General features: G+C 39.8%; 21 protein-coding genes. 9 read left to right on the top strand and 12 right to left on the bottom strand.

Annotated elements, in window-relative coordinates; translation table 11 throughout:
• Positions 1–39: 39 nt before the first annotated feature.
• Positions 40–2,121, top strand: a complete 2,082-nt coding sequence (ppk1, locus tag E0H80_RS08790; protein ID WP_131364991.1) for a polyphosphate kinase 1 — start codon at positions 40–42, stop codon at positions 2,119–2,121.
• A 528-nt stretch (positions 2,122–2,649) separates the two neighbouring features.
• Here ppk1 and oxyR read toward each other — a convergent pair.
• The 4 genes from oxyR to rubA all read right to left on the bottom strand — a co-directional run bounded on the left by oxyR (position 2,650) and on the right by rubA (position 5,978).
• Positions 2,650–3,555: a LysR family transcriptional regulator OxyR gene (gene oxyR / locus E0H80_RS08785; protein WP_067868156.1), complete on the bottom strand. Its 906-nt coding sequence runs from the start codon at positions 3,553–3,555 to the stop codon at positions 2,650–2,652.
• Positions 3,556–3,561: 6 nt separating this feature from the next.
• Entirely contained in the window at positions 3,562–4,509 is a 948-nt protein-coding gene (estB, locus tag E0H80_RS08780; protein ID WP_131364989.1) for an esterase EstB, read from the bottom strand.
• Between the two features lie 56 nt (positions 4,510–4,565).
• Complete coding sequence (locus E0H80_RS08775) at positions 4,566–5,744, bottom strand: NAD(P)/FAD-dependent oxidoreductase (RefSeq protein WP_131364987.1); 1,179 nt, start codon at positions 5,742–5,744, stop codon at positions 4,566–4,568.
• A gap of 69 nt (positions 5,745–5,813) precedes the next feature.
• Positions 5,814–5,978: a rubredoxin RubA gene (gene rubA, locus E0H80_RS08770; protein ID WP_005179369.1), complete on the bottom strand. Its 165-nt coding sequence runs from the start codon at positions 5,976–5,978 to the stop codon at positions 5,814–5,816.
• Between the two features lie 533 nt (positions 5,979–6,511).
• On the opposite strand from rubA, the gene E0H80_RS08765 reads away from it, so the two are divergent.
• On the top strand, positions 6,512–7,054 hold the full coding sequence (locus tag E0H80_RS08765; RefSeq protein ID WP_131364985.1) for an adenine phosphoribosyltransferase: 543 nt from the start codon (positions 6,512–6,514) through the stop codon (positions 7,052–7,054).
• A 44-nt stretch (positions 7,055–7,098) separates the two neighbouring features.
• On the opposite strand, the gene E0H80_RS08760 is transcribed toward E0H80_RS08765, so the two are convergent.
• Positions 7,099–7,605 (bottom strand): YqiA/YcfP family alpha/beta fold hydrolase, encoded by a 507-nt coding sequence (locus tag E0H80_RS08760; RefSeq protein WP_131364983.1) that lies wholly within the window; start codon positions 7,603–7,605, stop codon positions 7,099–7,101.
• A gap of 578 nt (positions 7,606–8,183) precedes the next feature.
• On the opposite strand from E0H80_RS08760, the gene E0H80_RS17010 reads away from it, so the two are divergent.
• Positions 8,184–8,315: a hypothetical protein gene (locus E0H80_RS17010; RefSeq protein ID WP_265937226.1), complete on the top strand. Its 132-nt coding sequence runs from the start codon at positions 8,184–8,186 to the stop codon at positions 8,313–8,315.
• Between the two features lie 123 nt (positions 8,316–8,438).
• Positions 8,439–9,965: a lysine--tRNA ligase gene (lysS, locus tag E0H80_RS08755; protein ID WP_131364981.1), complete on the top strand. Its 1,527-nt coding sequence runs from the start codon at positions 8,439–8,441 to the stop codon at positions 9,963–9,965.
• Between the two features lie 378 nt (positions 9,966–10,343).
• On the opposite strand, the gene trpS is transcribed toward lysS, so the two are convergent.
• Positions 10,344–11,357 (bottom strand): tryptophan--tRNA ligase, encoded by a 1,014-nt coding sequence (gene trpS, locus E0H80_RS08750; RefSeq protein WP_131364979.1) that lies wholly within the window; start codon positions 11,355–11,357, stop codon positions 10,344–10,346.
• Between the two features lie 197 nt (positions 11,358–11,554).
• On the opposite strand from trpS, the gene E0H80_RS08745 reads away from it, so the two are divergent.
• Together E0H80_RS08745 and E0H80_RS08740 are read left to right on the top strand one after the other, a co-directional pair.
• A complete protein-coding gene (locus E0H80_RS08745) occupies positions 11,555–12,481 on the top strand; it encodes a DUF808 domain-containing protein (protein ID WP_131364977.1) in 927 nt (308 codons plus the stop codon).
• A 47-nt stretch (positions 12,482–12,528) separates the two neighbouring features.
• Entirely contained in the window at positions 12,529–13,434 is a 906-nt protein-coding gene (locus E0H80_RS08740) for a neutral zinc metallopeptidase (RefSeq protein ID WP_131364975.1), read from the top strand.
• A 46-nt stretch (positions 13,435–13,480) separates the two neighbouring features.
• Here the strand turns inward: E0H80_RS08740 and E0H80_RS08735 are convergent, their stop codons facing one another.
• On the bottom strand, positions 13,481–14,038 hold the full coding sequence (locus E0H80_RS08735; protein WP_131364973.1) for a hypothetical protein: 558 nt from the start codon (positions 14,036–14,038) through the stop codon (positions 13,481–13,483).
• A gap of 235 nt (positions 14,039–14,273) precedes the next feature.
• On the opposite strand from E0H80_RS08735, the gene E0H80_RS08730 reads away from it, so the two are divergent.
• Both E0H80_RS08730 and E0H80_RS08725 read left to right on the top strand, forming a co-directional pair.
• The gene (locus E0H80_RS08730) at positions 14,274–15,773 is read left to right on the top strand and encodes a cation:proton antiporter (protein ID WP_067868125.1); all 1,500 of its coding nucleotides are present in this window, start codon (positions 14,274–14,276) and stop codon (positions 15,771–15,773) included.
• 81 nt (positions 15,774–15,854) lie between these two features.
• Positions 15,855–16,190 carry an MGMT family protein gene (locus E0H80_RS08725; RefSeq protein WP_131364971.1) on the top strand — a complete coding sequence of 112 codons (336 nt, stop codon included), beginning with the start codon at positions 15,855–15,857 and terminating at the stop codon, positions 16,188–16,190.
• Positions 16,191–16,261: 71 nt separating this feature from the next.
• Here the strand turns inward: E0H80_RS08725 and E0H80_RS08720 are convergent, their stop codons facing one another.
• Positions 16,262–16,702 carry a universal stress protein gene (locus tag E0H80_RS08720; RefSeq protein WP_131364969.1) on the bottom strand — a complete coding sequence of 147 codons (441 nt, stop codon included), beginning with the start codon at positions 16,700–16,702 and terminating at the stop codon, positions 16,262–16,264.
• 638 nt (positions 16,703–17,340) lie between these two features.
• On the opposite strand from E0H80_RS08720, the gene E0H80_RS08715 reads away from it, so the two are divergent.
• Positions 17,341–18,072, top strand: coding sequence for a hypothetical protein (locus E0H80_RS08715; RefSeq protein ID WP_228259973.1), 732 nt, complete (start codon positions 17,341–17,343; stop codon positions 18,070–18,072).
• Here E0H80_RS08715 and E0H80_RS08710 read toward each other — a convergent pair.
• From E0H80_RS08710 to carB, 4 genes are all read right to left on the bottom strand, one after another.
• Positions 18,056–18,682, bottom strand: a complete 627-nt coding sequence (locus E0H80_RS08710; protein WP_131364967.1) for a CatB-related O-acetyltransferase — start codon at positions 18,680–18,682, stop codon at positions 18,056–18,058. The genes E0H80_RS08715 and E0H80_RS08710 overlap by 17 nt on opposite strands.
• A 134-nt stretch (positions 18,683–18,816) precedes the next feature.
• On the bottom strand, positions 18,817–19,029 hold the full coding sequence (locus E0H80_RS08705; protein WP_131364965.1) for a hypothetical protein: 213 nt from the start codon (positions 19,027–19,029) through the stop codon (positions 18,817–18,819).
• Between the two features lie 107 nt (positions 19,030–19,136).
• On the bottom strand, positions 19,137–19,613 hold the full coding sequence (gene greA, locus E0H80_RS08700) for a transcription elongation factor GreA (protein WP_131364963.1): 477 nt from the start codon (positions 19,611–19,613) through the stop codon (positions 19,137–19,139).
• Between the two features lie 90 nt (positions 19,614–19,703).
• Positions 19,704–22,934, bottom strand: a complete 3,231-nt coding sequence (gene carB / locus E0H80_RS08695) for a carbamoyl-phosphate synthase large subunit (RefSeq protein WP_131364961.1) — start codon at positions 22,932–22,934, stop codon at positions 19,704–19,706.

Genomic DNA, 22,934 nt, shown 5'->3' with positions numbered 1-22,934 from the left:
AGACGATACGGATCACTTTCGAATAAGCATAGGTTAGGTATGAATACTGCAGCAGGCCCATCTCCTACACAAACAGAATATACATATAACGATCGCTACATTAATCGTGAACTTTCTATTTTAGATTTCCATCTTCGTGTATTAGAACAGGCGGTTGATCCACTGCATCCTTTACTTGAGCGCATGAATTTTTTGCTTATTTTCTCGCGTAATCTGGACGAGTTTTTTGAAATCCGTTTTGCCGGTTTGATGGAGCAACTCGATTTAGGCAATGAAAGTCACAGTCCCGATGGTTTAACCCCCAAGCAGGTTTTAGAGATTATTTCTAAAACTGCCCATGCTGCGATTGAACGCCAATACCGTATTTTAAATGAAGAAATCTTGCCAAAGCTGCGTGAAGAAGATATCTGTTTTTTGCGTCGTGGAGAACTGACTCCTGCTCAGTCTGCGTGGATTAAAAAATATTTTCAGGAGCAAGTGGCACCGGTACTGACTCCGATTAGTCTGGATCCGGCTCATCCATTTCCGCGTTTGGTCAACAAAAGCTTAAACTTTATTGTGACCTTGGAAGGTAAAGATGCCTTTGGCCGTCAAATTGATTTGGCAGTTGTGCCGGCACCGCGCTCATTGCCGCGTGTAGTGCGTTTACCAGATGAATTGACTGATGGCAAAGAGCATCATGTAATGTTGTCTGCCATTATTCATGAGCATGTTTCAGATTTATTTCCGGGTATGACTGCAACCGGCTGTTATCAATTCCGAGTAACACGTAATGCAGATTTGGCCTTAAATGAAGATGTCGAAGATTTAGCCAAAGCCTTAAAAGGGGAATTGAATTCGCGTCGTTTCGGCCGTGCAGTACGCTTGGAAGTGACGCAAAACTGTCCAGAACATATCTACCAATATTTACTTGAAGAATTTGATTTAGACAAGGATCAACTTTACAAAGTGGATGGTCCGGTCAATCTTGCACGCTTATTGTCGGATTTTAAACGTCCACATTTACGTTATGATTCTCATACCCCGATTATTCCCAAAGTATTGAAGAAGTCTGAAAATATTTTCTCTGCCATGCAGAAACAGGACATTCTTTTACATCATCCGTTTGAATCCTTTGCTCCTGTGATTAATCTATTGCGTGAAGCAGCACGTGACCCGCAAGTACTCGCGATTAAGCAAACTTTGTACCGTAGTGGGCCAGATTCTGAAATTGTTCAGGTACTGGCAGAAGCAGCACGTAATGGAAAGGAAGTGACTGCAGTCATCGAATTACGTGCACGTTTTGATGAAGCTTCCAATATTGAAGTGGCCAATGTACTTCAAGAAGCCGGTGCAGTCGTGGTGTACGGTATTGTAGGCTATAAAACCCATGCCAAAATGATTCTGGTGGTGCGCCGTGAGAATAATAAACTGGTGCGTTATGTGCATTTAGGGACGGGTAACTATCATGCCGGCAATGCCCGTATTTATACCGATTATGGCTTATTAACTACAGATAAAGAACTCTGTGAAGATGTGCATCGTATTTTCCAAGAGTTGACCGGTATGGGTAAAATGGCCAAGTTGAAAAAACTTCTGCACGCACCCTTTACCCTGCATGCTCAACTGATCAATTTTATTGATGAAGAAATTGCCAATGCCAAAGCCGGCAAACCGGCACAAATTATTGTTAAAGTGAATGCCCTAACTGAAAGACAGCTGATTAACAAGTTATATGAAGCTTCGCAAGCCGGTGTGAAAATTGATTTAATAATTCGTTCGATTTGCTGTTTACGTCCTGGTTTACCTGGCCTTTCGGAAAATATTCGGGTACGTTCAATTGTCGGGCGTTTTCTGGAACATACCCGTGTGTATTATTTTGGCAATAATGGCAATGCTCGCATTTACTGTTCAAGTGCGGACTGGATGGATCGTAATTTATTTAATCGGGTTGAAGCCTGTTTTCCCATTGAAGACCCAGCACTGAAAAAACGTATTTACCAGCAAGGTTTACTGACCTATTTGAAAGACAATCAGCAAGCATGGTTGTTGCAAGGCGATGGAACCTGGGTTCGTGCACAAGTTGCAGAAGCACAAGAGCCACATAATGCACAAAGAATATTATTAGAGATGATCAAATAATTCATTCAAGTGTTGAGGATGAAATAAGGGAGTCTGGGGACTCCTTTATTTTTATACGATGGAAATATTCGACATAAAAAATCTCTAATTTTTTAAGCTGGCGACTTATCGATAAATGCTTTTAATATTGCCTTCAATTTTATAAAGAGAAGTCGAAGTCTGCTCAGCAATTTGCTGCAGGTTAAGACCCGTTGCCAATAAATTTAAAATTTCGAATTCAATTGCAGTTAAATGTGTGGGCTTATTAAGTTGATTGGATGATATGGTTTGATTAGATTATACTGGGTAGGACAAAATATACTGCGCAAAAACCTCATGGAGAGGGGCTCCACCGCGCAGAATACTTTTCAAGATATTATATTTTAACTTTAAATTCGGTTTACCGTTGTGCTAAACCTTTTTTTATTTAATATATCAATATTTTGTAGATGTTAATCAATAGGATTTATTTAAGCGAAAATATTAGCTAGGAAGATAATTGGGCAATAAAAAAAGGAGCAGCTGCTCCTTTTAAGTTATCGCTTATTTTTAATGAAGATTTTGGGTGACTTTTTGCAAAATTTGCAATAACACGTCAAATTCACTTTGCAATGGCGTACTTTTACGCGTGACCAAAGCGAGCGTACGACTTGGCGCAGCTTCAACTGCTTTAACCACTAAATCTGGATTCGCTTTAATCATATTGGTATGAATAGCAATTTCAGGAAGCAGGGTAAAGCCCAAATTAGCAGAGACCATTTCAACCAGAGTTGGTAATGAACTGGCCTTTAAACGATGATCATTTTTACGTTCACCAATTGGGCAAGCACTTAAAACATGATTGCGTAAACAATGACCTTCTTCAAGTAATACTAAACGTGATAAATCCAAATCATCTAAAGTTTTGGCATTCAGTGCATTTTGATCGGTTTTATGATGCACCAAATAAAGATTTTCTTTCGCAATTTCAGCAACTTTTAAGCCACGCGTATCAAAAGGCAGGGCCAAAACAATCATGTCCAGATTGCCGTGTTCTAATTTCTCGACAATTTTTTCACTTTGCGCTTCATACAAATGTAATTGAATTTTAGGTAGTTGTTTATGCACTTCATCAAGCAGTTTCGACAAAATGAAAGGCGCAATGGTAGGGATGATGCCTAAATGCAAATCACCCGTTAACGGTTCGCTCATTTCTCGACTTAAACGCATTAAGTCTTGAGCATCTGCCAATAGAACACGGGCTCGAGCCACAACCTGTTCTCCAAGCGGAGTTAAACGTACATTTTGGCGGTCGCGTTCAACGAGGACTCCACCTAACAAACGCTCTAACTCCATGATACCGCCTGACAGAGTCGATTGGGTCACAAATGAACGGCGCGCAGCTTCAGTAAAATGTAGCGTTTCAGACAGTGTTACGAGGTATGACAGCTGTCTTAAAGAGGGTAATGCAGCCATAGTGTCCTAATGTTTTAATTTAAAGTGATCAGCAAATAGTCCGCTAAGATATGGAATAAAATGCGGAGGCATATCATGCCCCATTCCATCAATTAATTCAAACTTAGCATCTGTAATTGCCTTTGCAACTGCTTTGCCATGGCTTGGTGGTAGTAAACGATCACGAGAGCCATGTACCACAAGGGTAGGTTGCTGAATTTGCTTACTCAATTGTAGCAAAGAACCGGTACATAATATTGCTAAAAATTGTTGAAGTACACCCGCCGGGTAATAACTTCGTTGATATAGTTTACGTGCGGTCTGCATAATCTCGATTTGATTGATATATCCAGGTGAACCAATGATGTTAAATACTTTCACACTATGATTGACGATCCCTTCTTCATCGGTAGATTCAGGCCGGCCAATCAGGCTAAAAAGCTGTTTTGGAAAAGGTGGAGGTAAGAGCGGCTGATTGTTGCTGGTGAACATTAAACCGAGGTGGCTGACTTTTTCAGGATGCTTGGCTGCCAGGATTTGCGCAATCATGCCGCCCATGGATGCGCCAATTACAGAGACTTTCTCCAGTCCCAGATGATCAATCAGTAAAGCGGCATCTTCAGCCATATCATATAAATTATACGGTGCACCTTGATTTTGTAAGCCGAGCGCAAAACGACCCATCAGTTTTAAGGTATTGAGTCGGGGACCTGAATGACGGATTTTTGAAGATAGCCCAATGTCACGGTTATCATAACGAATGACACGATAACCTTGGTCAATCAGTGATTTACAGAAAAAATCAGGCCAAAACAACATCTGCGCACCCAATCCCATAATCAGCATGATCGCAGGGTGTTCAGGATTCCCCCCCATTTCGACATGCAGCTCGATTCCATTGCTTAAAGTCACTTTGGTTTCGTGCATGAAAGAAGTATAGGGCGAGCCTGTAAAATTAAGTGCGCTATGATTCATTGTGGTTTTCCCAAAAAAGGACATTTTGCTTAAAAAATGTCCTTACTATTAAAACCTTAAACGGCTACAGGAATCAAGTCAGGTACAAGTTTAGTTAGACTTAAACGCTGTTTTGCTGCGGTCGCGCCCAATAAAACAAAACCACGCAAGCTGTTTTGACCATCTAAAGCTTTGGCAATCATGCCATCTTCAAGTTCTTCGGTCTCCCAAGTGACATCCACACCGACGGGTGCTGGAAGTACCGTAAGGGGAGCAGCTGGGGTTTTGACTGCAACAGGCATCGCTGGATAATGAACATGGGTGTGTTCACCATTCAAGGTTTTCGCTAAAGCACGTGCTTGTTGCATGATCGGCATCACATAAGGCAAGAGTAAACCATTGACTTCTGCACAGTCGCCAATCGCATAGATATCTGCCTGATTGGTTTCTAAATGACCATTGGTCAAAATGCCGCGACTACAGTGAATATCAGCAGCTTTTGCCAATTCTAAATTTGGTTGTAAGCCAATCGCTGAAAGTACAATGTCTGCAACAACAGACTGACCATTGGCTAAAGTAATTTGATAGTCACCATTTTCAACTTTAATTATTTTTTCAACCGTTGTGCCCAAGACGAAATGAATGCCAATAGCTTCAAGTTTTTCCTGGAATGAAGCGGCAACGTAGTCAGGAATGAGACGTCCCAAAGGTTGGGCTGCCAAATCAATCACCGTGACTTGGTGCTCTGTATTTTGCAAGTCATTGGCAAATTCGCAGCCAATCAGACCTGCACCTAAAATGACCACGCGTTTATCGTGATGTTGATCCAGGTTTTTGCGGAATGCTTTGTAGTCATCCAGATTGTTAACCACATGAATGTCATCACTACCATCGCCAGCAATCGCCAGACGAACTGGATTTGCACCTACCGCTAAAATCAGCTTTGAATAAGGCTGAGTAGTGTGTTGTCCATCTTTTTCTAAAATGAGTTGATGCTGTTCAGCTTGAATTTCTTTAACCCGAGTATGCGCTTCAATACGCATCTTCAGTTGGTCACTCATTTTGTTGGCATCACCTAAGGCAATTTGCTCAGGTGCTTTTTTTCCGGCTAAAGCATTAGACAGCGTGGGTTTGGCATAGTTTACCGCATCATCTGCACAAATCATGACCAGTTTATGCTCGGGATTTAGCTTACGAAACTCACGTGCTGCGGTATATCCTGCCATACCTGAACCAATGATGACGATAGGATGCATAGTTTTCTCCAAACTGTTTTCTATAAGACGTAAAAAAAGACCATTTACTATGGTCTTTGATATCAATTGTTAGATTTCAACCATTTCAAAATCAACTTTTGATACACCACAGTCCGGGCATGTCCAATCATCTGGGATATCTTCCCATTTTGTACCTGCGACTATACCATCTTGTGGCCATCCTTCCGCTTCGTCATAAATCCAGCCACAAACGATGCATTGATACTTTTTCATTTGACTCTCCAAAACACTGACTTTTTAAAAAGTTAAGTCAGTAAAATTCCATATACAGCATGACTCTAGTAATATGACTTTCAGCGTACATATTCAAGCAAATTTTTACGCAGTTCTAGCGTTAATGTAAAGCAAATATGCGAGTTTAATCAGTGAATTTGAAACCAGAATTGCAGAGCAGGACAAAACTTGTCATAAAAATATGCAAATATGCTTTTTGTCTAACAATTTAAACTTAATTTAAATTTAAAAATATGCATGAATTAGTGTTGCTTAGAGAAATTGAAGAAATGACCTTATCCCGTTAAAAAGTGGCGTTTAGACTAAGGTCGGGGAGAGAAAATAGACAAAGTTTGTTAGTTTAAGATCACATAGAGTTATATCTAATATTTATTTAAAAAATAAACACAATTAAAACAATATCTTATGATTTTATGGCATAGTTTTCTGGGTTGTAAACATGATCATTTACTGGCCCTGAACCTGATTAAGCGTTAATATCTCATATTATTTTCTAAATTACTTTTCTCCCCATGAGCAATTTGTCTGCAACTTTGTGGTCTCACATTCGTACTGTCCAGGATTTCCCTAAACCCGGTATTTGCTTCTTCGATTTAACCCCTCTGTTTATGAGTAATATTGGTCCGTTAACCGATGCCTTAATTGCCAGCATCCCGGCTGAAAAACTGCAACAAGTCGACAGTTTTGTGGCTGTAGAAGCACGTGGTTTTGTACTGGCGAGTTTATTGGCTCAGCGTTTGGGCAAAGGCTTATTGCTGGTACGTAAAGCAGGAAAATTGCCACCACCGGTTGTGGGTGTAGGTTATAGCCTAGAGTATGGTATGGATCGTTTGGAAATGTCTGCAAACATCCAATCGCAAAAAATTATTATTGTAGATGATGTATTGGCAACAGGCGGTACTTTAAAAGCAGTGAAACAGCTGGTCAATAAATGCAACCATGAAATTCTGGGCGCGAGCATTTTTCTTGATCTACCTGATTTACATGGTGATTTAGGTTTAGATGTGTGGTCGGTGTTGGATGATAAATCTCAGCCAGCACAAGCAGTCGCTTAATTGATTTTATGCCCTAAAAAAGCCTTGGTTAAACCGAGGCTTTTTTATTTTTTTAGAAAATGCGTTTGCATGTGCTGAATTAATTCATTTATGTTTTCAGGACTTGCTAAGCGATGATGTCCACCTTCTAAGGCTTGAACGATCATATAAGGTTCGAGCTGTTCCTGCACGGCATACATATCCAGTATTTCATCGCCTAATTCCAGATAGGCAATTTGAGCAATGTCATGTTCTAGATCATCTTCATTAATTGGGGGATAGTCTTCGCGAAAATTTGGACTCAGACTCGGGTTGGCAATAACCGTTGGAATTTTACATAAGGCTGACATTTTTAAGGCCCAATACGCACCCAAGCTATGTCCGACCAGAATTTCAGGTTTAATTTTGGCAATAATATCGCGATAAAAATCGGCAACAGTTTGAAAATTCAAGTTGCGGTAATCTATATCGATGCAAAATTTTTGATTGGCATCAATGACATGGAATTTTGTCGATTCACGCGAGGAATCGAGTCCATGTAAAAATAAGATTTTCGAAGTGCATGTATTCATTGTTTTATCGTTCACACTGTCTTTAATCACAAAGATAGAAATGGTTGAATAGTTTATTTTTCAACTATTTTGCTTAAAATTATTGTAGGGGACAATGTGAAATAAAGAAGTTAGCTTTTGGTCTAAGACAGGGGTGTAACAAAGCCCAACAACCCTACTTAAAAAATTAAATTATGCGTTCAAAATAGTTAGATAAAAGAATAAAAATATTGATCTTATAACGCATAAAAAACCTGCATATCTCACAAAAATAAATTTGGATAACTTTGTATTTATTAAATGAATATGAGCGAAGGTAAGCCCTATGGGAATTTTAAATTATGATTAAAGCCTCTCCACAAAAGGTTTAGCAAATTTTGTGGCATCCCGACACATATACTAAATAAACACATTATTTTGCTTCGGCTGGATAAATGCATTCCGATTGGCAAGTGAATGGACGAACTGTTTTCTCGCTGCCAAGGGGATGGTCTGGTTTCAACCACTTCCGAGCTTAAATAATTTAAAGTCGTGATTTTTCAACATTCGGGCATGCTGAAAATATGAAAAAGATTAAACAATAAAGCGGTGTCTTAGAGATGAACTTAGAACATCTAAATGGCTCATCCATGCTAAGTGTAGAATGGGGAATCTCTAAAAATTACATGAAATTGATGAATAATGGCTTAAGAAGAGGCTTGGAGATTGGGAAAAAATTAGCCGAAGCTTAAATGTGAATGAAACAAAGTCGGGTTAGCAAATCAATGCTTTTGTTTGGCAATAAGTCATACGAAATTTATGCTAAATCTGCTATGCTATGCAACTTCCGTTTTTTACACATATTCGAGGCAGAGATGACGCAACATAACGCTCAATCGACTTCAGAACAACACATTTCCGAAAACGATTTAATTGCACAGCGTCATGCCAAGTTAAAGCATATTGAAGAACATGCTAAGGAAAAGGGAATCAGCCCTTGGCCGAATACTTTTAAACGTGAACATTACGCCCAAGACTTACAAGAACAATTCGCTGATCAGTCTAAAGAAGAAATTGAAGCGGGTGAAAAGGTTTATGTAAAAGTTGCAGGTCGCGTGATGTTGAACCGTGGTTCATTCATCGTGATTCAAGACATGACTGGACGTATTCAACTGTATGTTGCACGTAAAGAATTAGACCCAGAAGTACTGGCCAGCATCAAAGGTTTAGACTTGGGCGATATTATTGCCGTTGAAGGTTATATTGGCCGTTCTGGCAAAGGCGATCTTTATGTTCATATTGAACATTTCGAGCTTTTAACCAAATCACTTCGTCCACTTCCAGATAAATTCCATGGTTTAAACGATACTGAAATGAAGTATCGTAAACGTTATCTTGATTTGATGGTGAACGAAGAAACACGTAAAACTTTTGAAATCCGTGCCCAAGTGGTTGCGGGCATGCGTGCGTATTTAGCCAATGAACGCTTTATGGAAGTTGAAACCCCAATGATGCATGTGATTCCGGGTGGGGCTTCAGCGCGTCCATTTGAAACACATCATAATGCATTGGATATGCCTTTATTCTTGCGTATTGCGCCTGAACTTTACTTAAAACGTTTGGTTGTGGGTGGTTTTGAACGTGTGTTCGAAATTAACCGTAACTTCCGTAATGAAGGGGTCTCGACTCGTCATAACCCAGAATTCACCATGATCGAATTCTACCAGGCCTATGCAGATTACAAAGACTTGATGGCTTTGACTGAAAATATGCTTGAAAAATTAGCGATCGATATTTTGGGTTCTACCGATGTGCCGTATCAAGGTGAAGTATTCAGCTTCAAAGGCCCATTCAAAAAAATCTCAATGGTTGATGCAATTCTTGAACATAATCCAAACCTCACGCCAGAAAATGTAGCTGACCGTGAATTCTTGGCTAAATTCGTTCAAGAAGAATTGAAAGAAAAAGTTAAACCTGGTTTTGGTCTAGGTAAACTTCAAACCATCGTATTTGAAGAAACAGTGGAAACAAAACTTCGTCAGCCGACTTTCATTACCGAATATCCAGCGGAAACTTCACCGCTGGCACGCCGTAATGACACCAATCCACACATTACAGACCGTTTTGAGTTCTTTATTGGTGGTCGTGAATTGGCGAATGGTTTCTCGGAATTAAATGACCCGATTGATCAGGCAGAGCGTTTTCAGGCACAAGTTGCCGAAAAAGATGCAGGCGATGATGAAGCGATGCATTACGATGCCGACTTTATTGAAGCACTTGAATATGGTCTTCCTCCAACAGCAGGTCAAGGTATTGGTATTGACCGTTTGGTGATGTTATTTGCTGATGCAGCGAGTATTCGTGATGTGATTTTATTCCCGCATATGCGTCATAAAAATTAAGTTATTGATTTAAAAAACCCGCTTTAGAGCGGGTTTTTTTATTTCATGGATTGAATAAATGCAAAATTGTATTAAATACTGGGATATTCATGTGAATTATATAAATTTTTGACAAAAAAAATACGCAAGGATTGGGGTGATCAATGCGTATAACAACGAATCTGTTTGCACAGTTTCGGTTAAGGAGAATGTTAGAACTCTACTGAGTTCTAAGCACTAAAAGTATAATAAAGTGAATGGTGAGTCATTTCATGAGACTTTTAGTTAAGTTGTGTAAATTCAGGTTAATAACTATTGGTTAGTGTGATTTATTGCTCATTATTTAGCACAAAAAATGCCCTTCTTATACAGGAGGGCATTTTTTAGATCAAGTATTTTTTAGAAATGAAAAACGCCTAAACCCGATTTAACTTCATCGAGGGTTTGCTGGGTAATATCGCGACATTTATCGGTACCGGCTTTTAAAATATCCATGATGTAATCAGGATCCTTTTGCAGTTCCATGCGACGTTCACGAATAGGGGTGATCAATTCTTTTAAAACCGCTTCAAGACGTTTTTTCACCGTACCATCACCTAAACCACCACGACGGTAATGTGCTTTTAACTCTTCAAGTTCTTCTTTGTTGGTATCGAAAGCATCCAGGTAAGTAAATACTACGTTACCTTCCACCAGACCTGGATCTTCGACACGAAGATGATTCGGGTCGGTATACATCGCATTAACTGCTTTTTTGATGTCTTTATCGGAAGCATCGAGCACAATGGTATTGCCCAAAGATTTAGACATTTTCGCTTTACCATCAAAACCGGGTAAGCGGCTGACATTTGAAAGCAGTGCTTTACATTCTGGCAGCAATTCATGGCCAATCTGACGATTCAAGCGACGTACAATTTCGTTGGTTTGTTCAATCATTGGAATCTGATCTTCACCGACAGGGACAACCGTTGCTTTAAAAGCGGTGATATCGGCTGCTTGTGCGACTGGGTAGCAAAGAAAACCTGCTGGAATATCACGTTCAAAACCACGCATCTGAATTTCAGATTTAATGGTTGGATTGCGCTCTAAGCGTGACACAGTCACAAAGTTTAAATACAACATGGTCAGTTCATTCAATGCAGGTAAGCAGGATTGAACACAGATCGTTGTTTTGGTTGGGTCAATACCCACAGCTAAATAGTCTGTTGCCACTTCAATAATATTGCGGCGTACTTTTTCGAAGTTGTCTGCGTTATCGGTTAAAGCTTGAGCATCAGCAAGGAGAAGATGTTGATGGTGAGAATCTTGTAGTCCTACACGTGAACGTAAAGAACCAACAAAATGACCTAAATGAAGTTGTCCGGTTGGGCGGTCGCCAGTCAAAATAACAGGACGCTTGTCTTGATTACTCATTATCTCTCTATTCCAAAGTAGTTAGCACTACATTTATATGCCGATGAATTTGCCATATTGTACGGCATAATGTTTTTGAATGTCAGACGCAATGAAAACAGAACAGAGAAAAAATAAGAACAATTTAATGAAGTTGATACAGTTTTTTTAATTATTTCTATTTAAGATATTGAATAGTAACTTTAAGGATAAAAATAATGGCGAGTAGCTTATTAATATTATTAGATGATATTGCCACTGTTTTAGATGACGTTGCTGTCATGAGCAAAGTAGCGGCAAAAAAAACTGCAGGCGTATTGGGAGATGATTTAGCCCTCAATGCCCAACAGGTTAGTGGTGTACGTTCTGAACGTGAACTTCCGGTGGTCTGGGGAGTAGCAAAAGGCTCATTTATTAATAAGTTAATTCTTGTTCCTCTGGCCTTGTTAATTAGTGTGGTCGCGCCTTGGCTGATTACACCGTTATTGATGATTGGAGGATTATTTCTATGTTATGAAGGCGTGGAAAAAGTGCTGCACAGTTTGCAGCATAAAAAAACCACCACTAAAGAAGCTGCTGAAGCGGAATTCACTGCCATTGAAACCGACTTGGCAAAGTTTGAGAAAGACAAAGTCAAAGGTGCGATTCGTACCGACTTTATTTTATCAGCCGAAATTGTCGTGATTTCACTGGGTACGGTGGCTACCGCTGCTTTCGGTACAAAAGTTCTCGTACTGTCCGTTATCGCGATTTTAATGACAGTCGGTGTTTATGGCTTTGTAGCCATGATTGTCAAAATTGATGATCTGGGATTGTATTTAACCAAACAGGCATCTCAGCTAAAGCAAAGTATAGGTAATGGCTTGTTGGCTTTTGCACCTATACTCATGAAGACCCTGACCATTGTGGGAACAATTGCCATGTTTTTGGTGGGGGGCGGTATTATTAATCATGCTATTCCGCAATTCCATCATTTTACTGAAGATTCAGTCGATCAAATTCAGCATATTCCTACGATCGGCAATATTATTGGTTCACTTACTCCGACTTTAATCAACCTTGTTATCGGTTTTGTAGCAGGCTTACTGGTTTTTGTAGTGATCACAACGATCCAAAAGTTTTGGCCAAAATCAAAGCAGGCATAATCAGAAAACTCGCTAAAATTAGCTAAAAAAATAGAAGGAATATCACTATGCGCTGGAAAGGACGTCGTGTAAGTACCAATGTCGAGGACCGCCGCGGTGGAGGCGGAGCCAAAGCAGGTGGGATTAGTATTTTAGGACTTGTGGTTGCGTTTGTAGCCTGGAAATTTTTTGGCGTTGACCCGCAGCAAGCCTATCAGGCAACCAAGCAGGTAACCTCACAATCACAATCGGCTGAAACCAAAGGTCTGGATAATCCAACTCCAGAACAGCAAGAAGCCATGGATTTTGTTGGCACAGTGTTGGCTGATACAGAAGATACCTGGACGCAAGTATTTCAGCAGCAACTGAATAGCCAATATATCGCACCTAAATTGGTAATGTTCAGTAGTGTGGTGAATTCAGGCTGTGGTACGGCGCAATCTGCAATGGGACCTTTTTATTGTCCAGCAGACCAAAAAGTCTATATCGACACGACCTTCTTTAAAGATATGCGTCAGCAAATGGGGATTTCCGGTGAGCAGAACAGCACAGAACTCTCACGCCAAGATCAGGCCGGCGATTTTGCTCAAGCCTATGTCGTTGCACATGAAGTGGGGCATCATCTTCAAACCCTGTTAGGTATTTCGGATCAGGTACAAAAAGCACGTGCTCAATCTAATACGGTACAAGGCAATCAACTGTCTGTACGTCAGGAATTGCAAGCGGACTGCTTTGCCGGAATTTGGGCCAACCACAATCAGCAACGGACCCAGTTCCTTGAACCTGGCGATATTGAAGAAGCGATGGATGCAGCGCATAAAATTGGCGATGATTATTTACAGAAACGTTCGACAGGACAGGTTGTACCCGACAGCTTTACCCATGGGAGTAGCGAGCAGCGCATGAAATGGTTTCAGACTGGTTTAAAGTCAGGAATGATCAACGATTGCGATACCTTCAATCAAGCTATTTAAAGTAATAAAAAAGAGGATTTTAAATCCTCTTTTTTTATTGGACTTCTTAACGCGTTAAAAACTTTTTAAAGTTGCGCAGAATCCGAATGGAGACATACAGTGCCGCTAGTGCAAACAGTACCATACTAAAAACAATGTATTTTAAACTGGCAATGTCTGCTTGATAAAACTGCTGAATTTGTTGCTTGGAATAAGACCATTGTTGCTGCTTTTTGCTACGGCTGTCCTGATAAGTAATATTTTCAATATAATGCTGCTGACCTACTTTTAATAAATCAAGCTGCTGGATTTGTCGAGTATGTAGCTGGTTATACTCATCGGTGCAAATATCTTGCAGGTAATGCTCGCAGCTTAATTTAGCAATATAACCATTCTGCGCAATTAAAATAAAAATCGCTTGATCTGGTCGTTTATTATTGGACACCAAAACCAATTGCTCTTGAGCGGTGGATTTGAGTGAAATGTGTTTGGCTTGCTGGAAGTGTTGATCTGCCTGTAAAATTTCTTTGCTTTTAGAATAGGTGCTGAAAAATAAAGCCAAAGTGATAAGAAAAATGACAACTGCAAAAAAAAGTCGAAATAGGGTTTTCACTGTTTGATGCATGAATAAATTCAACTTAAGGTGATGATTGAAGAGAGTATGGCTACACTAAAGGCTTAGATGTTTACCTATGTTAAATCATTGCTAAAAATATGTAAAAAAACTTAACTATTTTGTTTGCTCTAGAAAAAATCGTTAAACTAATTCATAGAATAAATGTTGTTTAATGAAATATTTTATTTGGAAATAGTGGGATGAATTCGCTTTATTCCAATGAATCGCAAAAATTGGAACCTTAATGGGAAATTTCTTTTTTCTTCAAATCTTTACTGTAATTTTCGCACTTTCTATTGCCACGACAATTTTTAATAAACGTATCTTGGGTTTTCCGCAAGCGATTGGTGTACCGATTGTTTCGGCGATCTTTGTGTTTATTTTACAATGGGGCGCGAGTTTACTTAGTGGTAATCACTTTATAACAATTAATATTCATAATATTGAAGAAGCTGTTCGTCATATTGATTTTTATGACTTTTTAATTAATGGCGTGATTTGTTTTATCCTGACATCTTCCGCTTTAAAATTTAAAGTATCCGATTTAAAAAGACACTGGAAGCCGATTAGTATTTTGGCGAGTATTGCACTGGTGCTCTGTGCAGTCTTTTTCGGGGTGGTTTTATATGGTTATCAATTTCTGATTGGAAACCATGTCGATATACTGGTTTTACTGTTATTAGGCGCTGCGCTGGGTGCAACGGATCCGATTGGAGTGAAAGCTGTTTTAAGTTCAGTACGTGCACCCCATCATCTGATTGTAAAACTTGAAGGGGAATCACTGTTTAACGATGCCATGTGTATCGCGGTATTCATGACTTTACTGAATGTATTACAGGGTGAACACTTTACCATTATTGGTACTTTAGAAACCCTGCTCTATGAAATTGTAGTAGCCATCATTATTGGTTGGGGCTTCGGTCTGGGGATTTTAAGGTTACTTCGTGGTAAGCATGAAATGGAGTCTTTAATCTTAACCACTGCGTTATTGGCCTGTGGTTCATATCTGGTTGCTTTATTTGCACATGCCTCAGCACCTATTGCTTGTGTTATTGGTGGCTTGGTGGTGGGGAATAAATGGAAAGAAATTCTGCAAGAACGTGAAATTCGTGAAGTTAACCATTTTTGGCATACCGTTGAAGGTATTATCAACTCCTTCCTGTTTACCCTGATTGGTCTGGAACTGTTTATTTTAGATTTAAGCATCAGCCTGATTTTAGGCGGGATTGTTGCTTTTATTATTTTACATGCTTCACGCTTTGCCGCGAACTATCTTTCTTTTGCATTTTTTCCAACATTTCGTCACAAAAGCTACAACGGCAGTTTGACCATCTTATCGTGGGGTGGGGTACGTGGAGGGATCTCGCTGGCCTTGATCTTGGCAGTTGCGAACATTCCTGAACTGAGTGAATATAGCAGTATCTTAATTGGCTATACTTTTATTTCGGTATTACTTTCAGGTTTGGTCTGTGGGCTGGGTTTACCTGCGGTAATGAATGCGTTTTATTACAACCCGAATGAAGAAACAACAGGTTTTAAAGGTTGGTATCAACGCCTGTGCCATAAAATGAACAAAAAAGGATTCCAATATATCGTAGGGGAAGATGCCAATGGTAATGAAACTATTACGGTCTATAATCCAGATGATTTAATTGATGAAAAAGCCGAAGATGGTGTTGCGGTTATGCATAATCCGGAAAAGGTAAAAGTAGTGAAACGCTTAGAAAGTCCAGATAATTTCTAATCCTACAGATTTGCTAAAAGAAGCTCTAAACGGGCTTTTTTTATGTTCGATCGTTTAAATTAGCTGATTTAAGGATAATCTATGCCACAACATTCAAGTCGTTCTAGTGATGAATTAGCTCGTCACATCTTGCAAGTGGTGGCGCTTATTCCTTATGGAAAAGTAGCGTCATATGGACAAATTGCCAAATTGGCCGGTTTACCCAAACATGCACGTTTAGTGGGGTATGTTTTAAAGCATTTGGAGGCAGAAATAGAAATCCCTTGGCATAGAGTGATTAATGCACAAGGGAAAATTAGCCTAAGTAAACTCGATGATCATGGTGATAATATTCAACGCTTGAAATTATTAGAGGAAGGCGTAATGGTAATTGGAAATAAAATTAATTTAAAACAGTATCAATGGCTGAATGATTGATAACAATAATAAAGGCGCGAGAGTTAGCGATTCCCCACCTTTAGAAAAGATGGGAAAGGCTAAGCTAAATATTATTCACGGACAATAAGTACAGGAATATGTGATTCTCCCAATACGCTTTGTGCAACACTACCGAGGAAAAGTTTTTTGAAGCCGGTACGACCATGTGAACCCATGATAATCAGGTCGGCATGACTATCTTCAGCAGCTTTAGCAATTTCACGATGAACCACTTGTCCTTCAAGTAATTTGGTTTCTACTTCTATTCCTTGTTCATTAAATTTTGCTTTTGCAGCGTCCAGGGATTCAACGATTGAGGTACGGGCGCGCTCGATTAAGTCATTGGTTTGATTGGCCGAGATATATTCCGCTGCAATATAGGGGTCGAGAGCTAAAACTTGAACAACGGTAACTTTACTGCCAAATGCTTTTGCAAATTCAGCTGCTTTTGCTACTGCTGCATATGCAGTTTCTGAACCGTCAACTGGCACTAAAATATTATGATATGACATGTATTTCTCCTTATAATCTGTAATTTCACGGATGCTTTTTAACACTATGATTTATGGTTTATAAAAACAATTTACACTCCAATACTAGTTGTATTATTGATGAAATAAAACCTAGTAATTTCATAGGGATAATTAGCTCCGATAAATATTTCTTATAATTTAATCTAACATGGATTGAATAGAAAATTGGAAGGTATAAAACTAAAGTATGATGAAATTGTAAGCAAATTTTAATTTAAAATTATGTGTAAATATATAGACAAATCCCCTTTGAAAATTGTCATATGATAAGTGTAGTAAATTATTAATAATGAATTCAAAATGACTGAAATAAAGCAATTAAATTGGCACCGTGATCATTTTGAAAAGATTAAAGCAGCCTGGTAAGACGATTTGTGAGATCAGAAAGTCTAAGTATTAAACTTACTAGTTATAAAAAAATTATAGGGTAGCTCGGTTAATTAGAATACTGGAATCGTATGCTGTGGTCATGAGTTAAGTCTTTTCATAGCCACCATATTATGAAAAACCCACTCCGATTGAGTGGGTTTTTTATGCCTTAATTTTGAGGTGTACTTGGAGCAAGACCTGAAATACCTTACAATCGCTCAAATAAAACCATACCAAGAATATTGATAATGATAAAAAAAATCATCTTAAACATATTAATTTTATGTATTACTTTGCCTGTTTTTGCTCAAAATTCAATTCGAGCATTGCCTTTTCAAAAAGAAGATATTTCTGCAACTGAAATAAGAAAAATTTGCCAACAATTAGAATCCGAATGTCATGAAATAAATGCTCAACTCTGGTCAGTAAATATTGCAGAAAATAAATATTATTATTTGATAGAAGATAAATTACGAATCACACAGCTTTTAAAGCAGCGTGGGCAATATCGAATTATGCAGTATTGGGATTTGGATCAGCATCAACCTGTATTTGCAATTCAGGAAGATCAAAATGCGATCATTTATCTGCATCCTGCACTTTACCCTTTAAATAAGCATACTTATGCCGTTGCCTTGATTTATGGTGGGGTTTCAAACTCCTTGGGGGATGATAGTGGTGAGCAAAATGTGGATTTTATTCAATTACTTCCAAAAGGAAAAACAAAACTGGTCTTTACGCATTTACCTTTTTACCAATACCAGAATCAACTCTCCTGCTACAAAGATATGAAAGATGAAAAGAATAATTATTGTGAAGATCAGAAGGCAACCATACTTAAGATCAGCTACAGAGATGTAGGATTGGCTTATTATGAATGGCGTTTAAGTTATTTGAATATAAACTGGCTTAAAAATAATAAAATCGATGAATATAAACAGCGGAGTTTGACACTAATCCCTTTTATTCAAGCGCATTAAAAGCACGCAGTAGTGATGTAACATCATCCGTCTGCAACTGTTCACGCATCTTTAAAAACTGCTTTTCATCCATGTCATAAAGCTTAAGTGAAAGCAGTTTTTGAATGTCTTTTTCAGAGAAACGATATTTAATAATTTTCGCAGGAACCCCACCTACGACCGCATAAGGTGGTACATCTTTGTTGACAACAGCACCTGTTGCCACAACCGCACCTTCACCCAGCGTTACCCCTTGCATAATCATGGCGCGTGAGCCAATCCAGCAACCATCGCCAATGACGGTGTCGCCCGCAGGGACAAAACTGCGTGTATCAAACGGAAATACAGATATCCAGTCGGTACGGTGTAATTGATTGCCGCCCATCATAATTACGCATTCCGCGCCAAAACAGACAAAATTGCCGATATGCAATTGGTCAATCGGTTTCTCTAAAGTTACAGGCTTGTCGTGTAAATAACGCACTACACAGCGCTCAAATCCCTGATCCCAATAAGCCGAATAATAAGAATAATTCCCCTTGATATGAATATTCGGATTCTTCACCGTTTTAGAGATGAATTCGAACTCGCACCAGTGTTTTACAGGAGAATTAATCAATTGTTCAGACATAATATGCAGTACTGGGATGGTTTGGCTATTATAGCTGATCTAAACATTGCTTTGCTTAAGGCAATAGACTTTGTTTAGGTTATGGTTATTTAAAAAATACTGAATATGTACTGAATAAATTCAGAAGCGCAGTATTAGCTAAAAAAATTCCAGAAAGCTTTAAACCAAGATGAAACCAAATGGGGGAATAGGAATCCGCAAAGGGCCGACAGGACTGTGGTGGTGAAAATGATTTGTACAGAGCTGGTTTGAGTACTGATATGAAAAGACCAAAAAATGGCAATCATGATGCCTAAGAACACACCGCTAATCGCATAGTAAAAAGCTTGTATGATGCGATCATCCATTGTTCATTCTCTATTTTATTATTGGCTTATAAAATAAAGATAAACCAATAATTTTGCAATAAAAAACCCCTCATTAGAGGGGCTTTAAAAGTATTCAATCTTTAAAATTAAAGATATTCAACTTTCACAATCTCGTATTCCACTTCACCATTTGGTGTTTGAATTTTTGCTTCATCGCCTGCGCTTTTGCCCAAAAGACCACGAGCAATAGGCGAGTTCACAGAGATCTTGTTGATCTTAAAGTCTGCTTCATCATCGCCTACAATTTGATAGGTCTTTTGTTCTTCAGTGTTCAGGTTTTCAATGGTTACTGTTACCCCAAAAACCACACGACCGTTTTGTTCAAGTGTTTTAACATCAATCACTTGCATTGCACCGAGTCTACCCTCGATGTCTTGAATACGGCCTTCACAGAAACCTTGTTGCTCGCGAGCAGCATGGTATTCCGCGTTTTCTTTTAAATCCCCATGTTCACGCGCTTCAGCAATAGCCGCAATAATACGTGGACGATCAAGACTTTTTAATTGATATAATTCTTTCTCTAAGGCAATTTTGCCTTCGGGAGTCATAGGATAACGTTGCATTGTTGTCCCTCTAAGTGAGTAGAAAAATGAATGGTTTATAAATAAAAAAATCCCGCCACCAATAAGGTGACGGGACTTATCGGTAATTTATTAACCTACTGTTAAATCTTGCAAGCGGTATACATCCATTGGCAATTTAATTGCTAAAGCTTGGCATACAGCATCAGCACCATTCAAGGTGGTAGTGTAATACACTTTACCTTGAAGCGCAGAGCGACGGATTGAGAACGAATCCTGCTGAGCTTGTTTACCTTCTGATGTATTGATAATGAGGTGAATCTCACCATTTTTCAAGCGATCTACGATATGAGGGCGACCTTCGGTTACCTTATTCACACGTTCACATGCAATACCAGCTTCAGTAATTACTTTATGCGTACCACTTGTTGCTACAAGTTTGAAACCGTAATCAACAAGTTGTTGTGCAATACGTGCAACATGCGGCTTATCTGACTCGCGTACAGACAAGAATGCATGTTTTACTTCGCCTTCGGTTGGTTTACCTGGTAAGCGATCATTCGAGCCTAACACAGCTTTATAGAATGCTTCACCAAAAGTTGTACCCACACCCATCACTTCGCCTGTAGATTTCATCTCAGGGCCAAGAATTGGATCAACACCCGGAAATTTTGCAAATGGGAACACCGCTTCTTTTACAGCGAAGTGAGTCGGAATAATCTCTTTGGTAAATCCTTGAGAGACTAAAGACTGACCTGCCATACAACGTGCAGCCACTTTCGCCAAAGACTCACCGATACATTTAGAAACGAAAGGCACTGTACGTGATGCACGTGGATTCACTTCCAGAATGTAAACATCATCGCCCTTAACCGCAAACTGTACGTTCATCAAACCAATTACGCCAAGTTCTTTCGCCATGGCAACAGTTTGACGACGCATCTCGTCCTGAATCTCTGGAGATAGAGAGTAAGGCGGAATAGAACATGCTGAGTCACCAGAGTGAATACCGGCTTGTTCAATGTGCTGCATGATACCGCCAATCACCACATCTTTACCGTCCGATACACAGTCAACATCGACTTCAGTTGCATCATCAAGGAAGTGATCCAGCAATACAGGCGCTTCGTTAGAAGCTTGAACTGCATCACGTAAATAGCGTTTCAATTCGTCGTCGTTATAAACGATTTCCATCGCACGACCACCAAGCACGTATGAAGGACGCACCACAAGCGGGTAGCCCACTTTAGACGCTTCAGCCATACCTTCTTCAGCAGATTTTACAATGCTGTTGCTTGGTTGACGAAGTTGCAGACGTTGAATCATTTGCTGGAAACGTTCACGGTCTTCTGCACGGTCAATCGCATCTGGAGATGTACCGATAATTGGCGCACCGGCTTCTTCTAAAGCACGAGCCAATTTCAAAGGTGTTTGACCACCGTACTGTACGATAATGCCTTTAGGCTTCTCGATACGCACGATTTCAAGTACATCTTCAAGGGTAATCGGTTCGAAGTATAAACGATCTGAGGTGTCATAGTCAGTTGAAACCGTTTCAGGGTTACAGTTGACCATGATGGTTTCATAGCCGTCTTCACGCAGTGCAAGCGCCGCGTGTACACAGCAGTAATCAAACTCGATCCCTTGACCAATACGGTTAGGACCGCCACCGATTACCATAATCTTGTCGCGGTTCGATGGATTGGCTTCACATTCTTCATCGTAAGTTGAGTACATGTAAGCAGTATCTGATTCGAATTCTGCCGCACAGGTATCGACACGTTTGTAAACTGGGGTTACACCCAGATTCCAGCGATGTTTACGGAATTGTTTTTGCGAAATACCCATCAAATCTGCAATACGAAGATCTGATAAGCCTTTGCGTTTAAAGCTACGGATGTTGTCCGCATTTAAATCACCAAAACCTAAAGTCTTAATTTGATCTTCAGTTTTGATGATGTCTTCAATTTGAATCAAGAACCATTTGTCGATGTTGGTTGCTAAGAACACTTCATCAAGGCTAAAGCCGTGACGGAATGCATCAGCGATGTACCAGATACGCTCAGGACCCGGAACTTTAAGTTCCTGAAGGATTTTATCCTTCGCGCCATCAGCACCGATTTCGATTTTTTCATCGAAACCTGAAGCACCCACTTCAAGACCACGAAGTGCTTTTTGTAAAGATTCCTGGAAGTTGCGGCCAATCGCCATCACTTCACCCACAGATTTCATCTGTGTGGTCAATACTGCATCTGCTTGTGGGAATTTCTCGAAGTTAAAGCGAGGAATTTTCGTTACTACATAGTCAATTGCTGGTTCAAATGATGCAGGAGTTACGCCGCCTGTGATGTCGTTTTTCAATTCATCCAGGGTGTAACCCACAGCCAGTTTCGCTGCAATTCGAGCAATCGGGAAACCTGTTGCTTTCGATGCAAGTGCAGATGAACGTGATACACGTGGGTTCATCTCGATCACAACCATACGACCGTCTTTCGGATTAATACCGAATTGAACGTTCGAACCACCTGTTTCCACACCAATTTCACGTAGAACCGCAATCGATGCATTACGCATGATTTGGTATTCTTTGTCTGTTAATGTTTGCGCGGGGGCAACAGTGATTGAGTCACCTGTGTGAACGCCCATTGGGTCAAAGTTTTCGATTGCACATACGATGATACAGTTGTCGTTTTTGTCACGAACAACTTCCATCTCATACTCTTTCCAACCAATCAATGATTCATCGATTAAAAGCTGGTGAGTTGGCGACAGGTCGAAACCACGTTCACAGATTTCAATGAATTCGTCACGGTTGTAAGCAATACCACCGCCTGAACCACCCATGGTGAATGATGGACGAATAATAGAAGGGAAGCCGAGTTTTGCCTGAATCTCAAATGCTTCTTCCATCGTGCTTGCAACAGCAGCACGTGGGCATTCAAGACCAATACGACGCATTGCGTCATCGAACAATTTACGGTCTTCTGCCATTTCAATGGCATCTTTACTCGCACCGATCAATTCAACATTGTATTTTTCTAAAATACCGTGTTCATCCAGTGCAAGCGCACAGTTCAACGCTGTTTGACCACCCATAGTGGGTAAGACAGCATCTGGACGCTCTTTCTCAATGATTTGTGCAACGGTCTGCCAAGTAATCGGTTCGATATACGTTGCATCAGCCATTGACGGGTCGGTCATAATGGTTGCTGGGTTAGAGTTCACCAAAATAACACGATAGCCTTCTTCACGAAGGGCTTTACATGCTTGCGCACCTGAGTAGTCAAACTCACATGCCTGACCGATCACAATCGGACCTGCACCAATAATTAAGATGCTTTTAATGTCTGTACGTTTAGCCAT

This window comes from Acinetobacter sp. ANC 4779 (genome assembly GCF_004331055.1).
Lineage (GTDB): Bacteria > Pseudomonadota > Gammaproteobacteria > Pseudomonadales > Moraxellaceae > Acinetobacter.
Note: the sequence above shows the minus strand (reverse complement) of the source record. Positions and strands in the feature narration are given on the sequence as shown.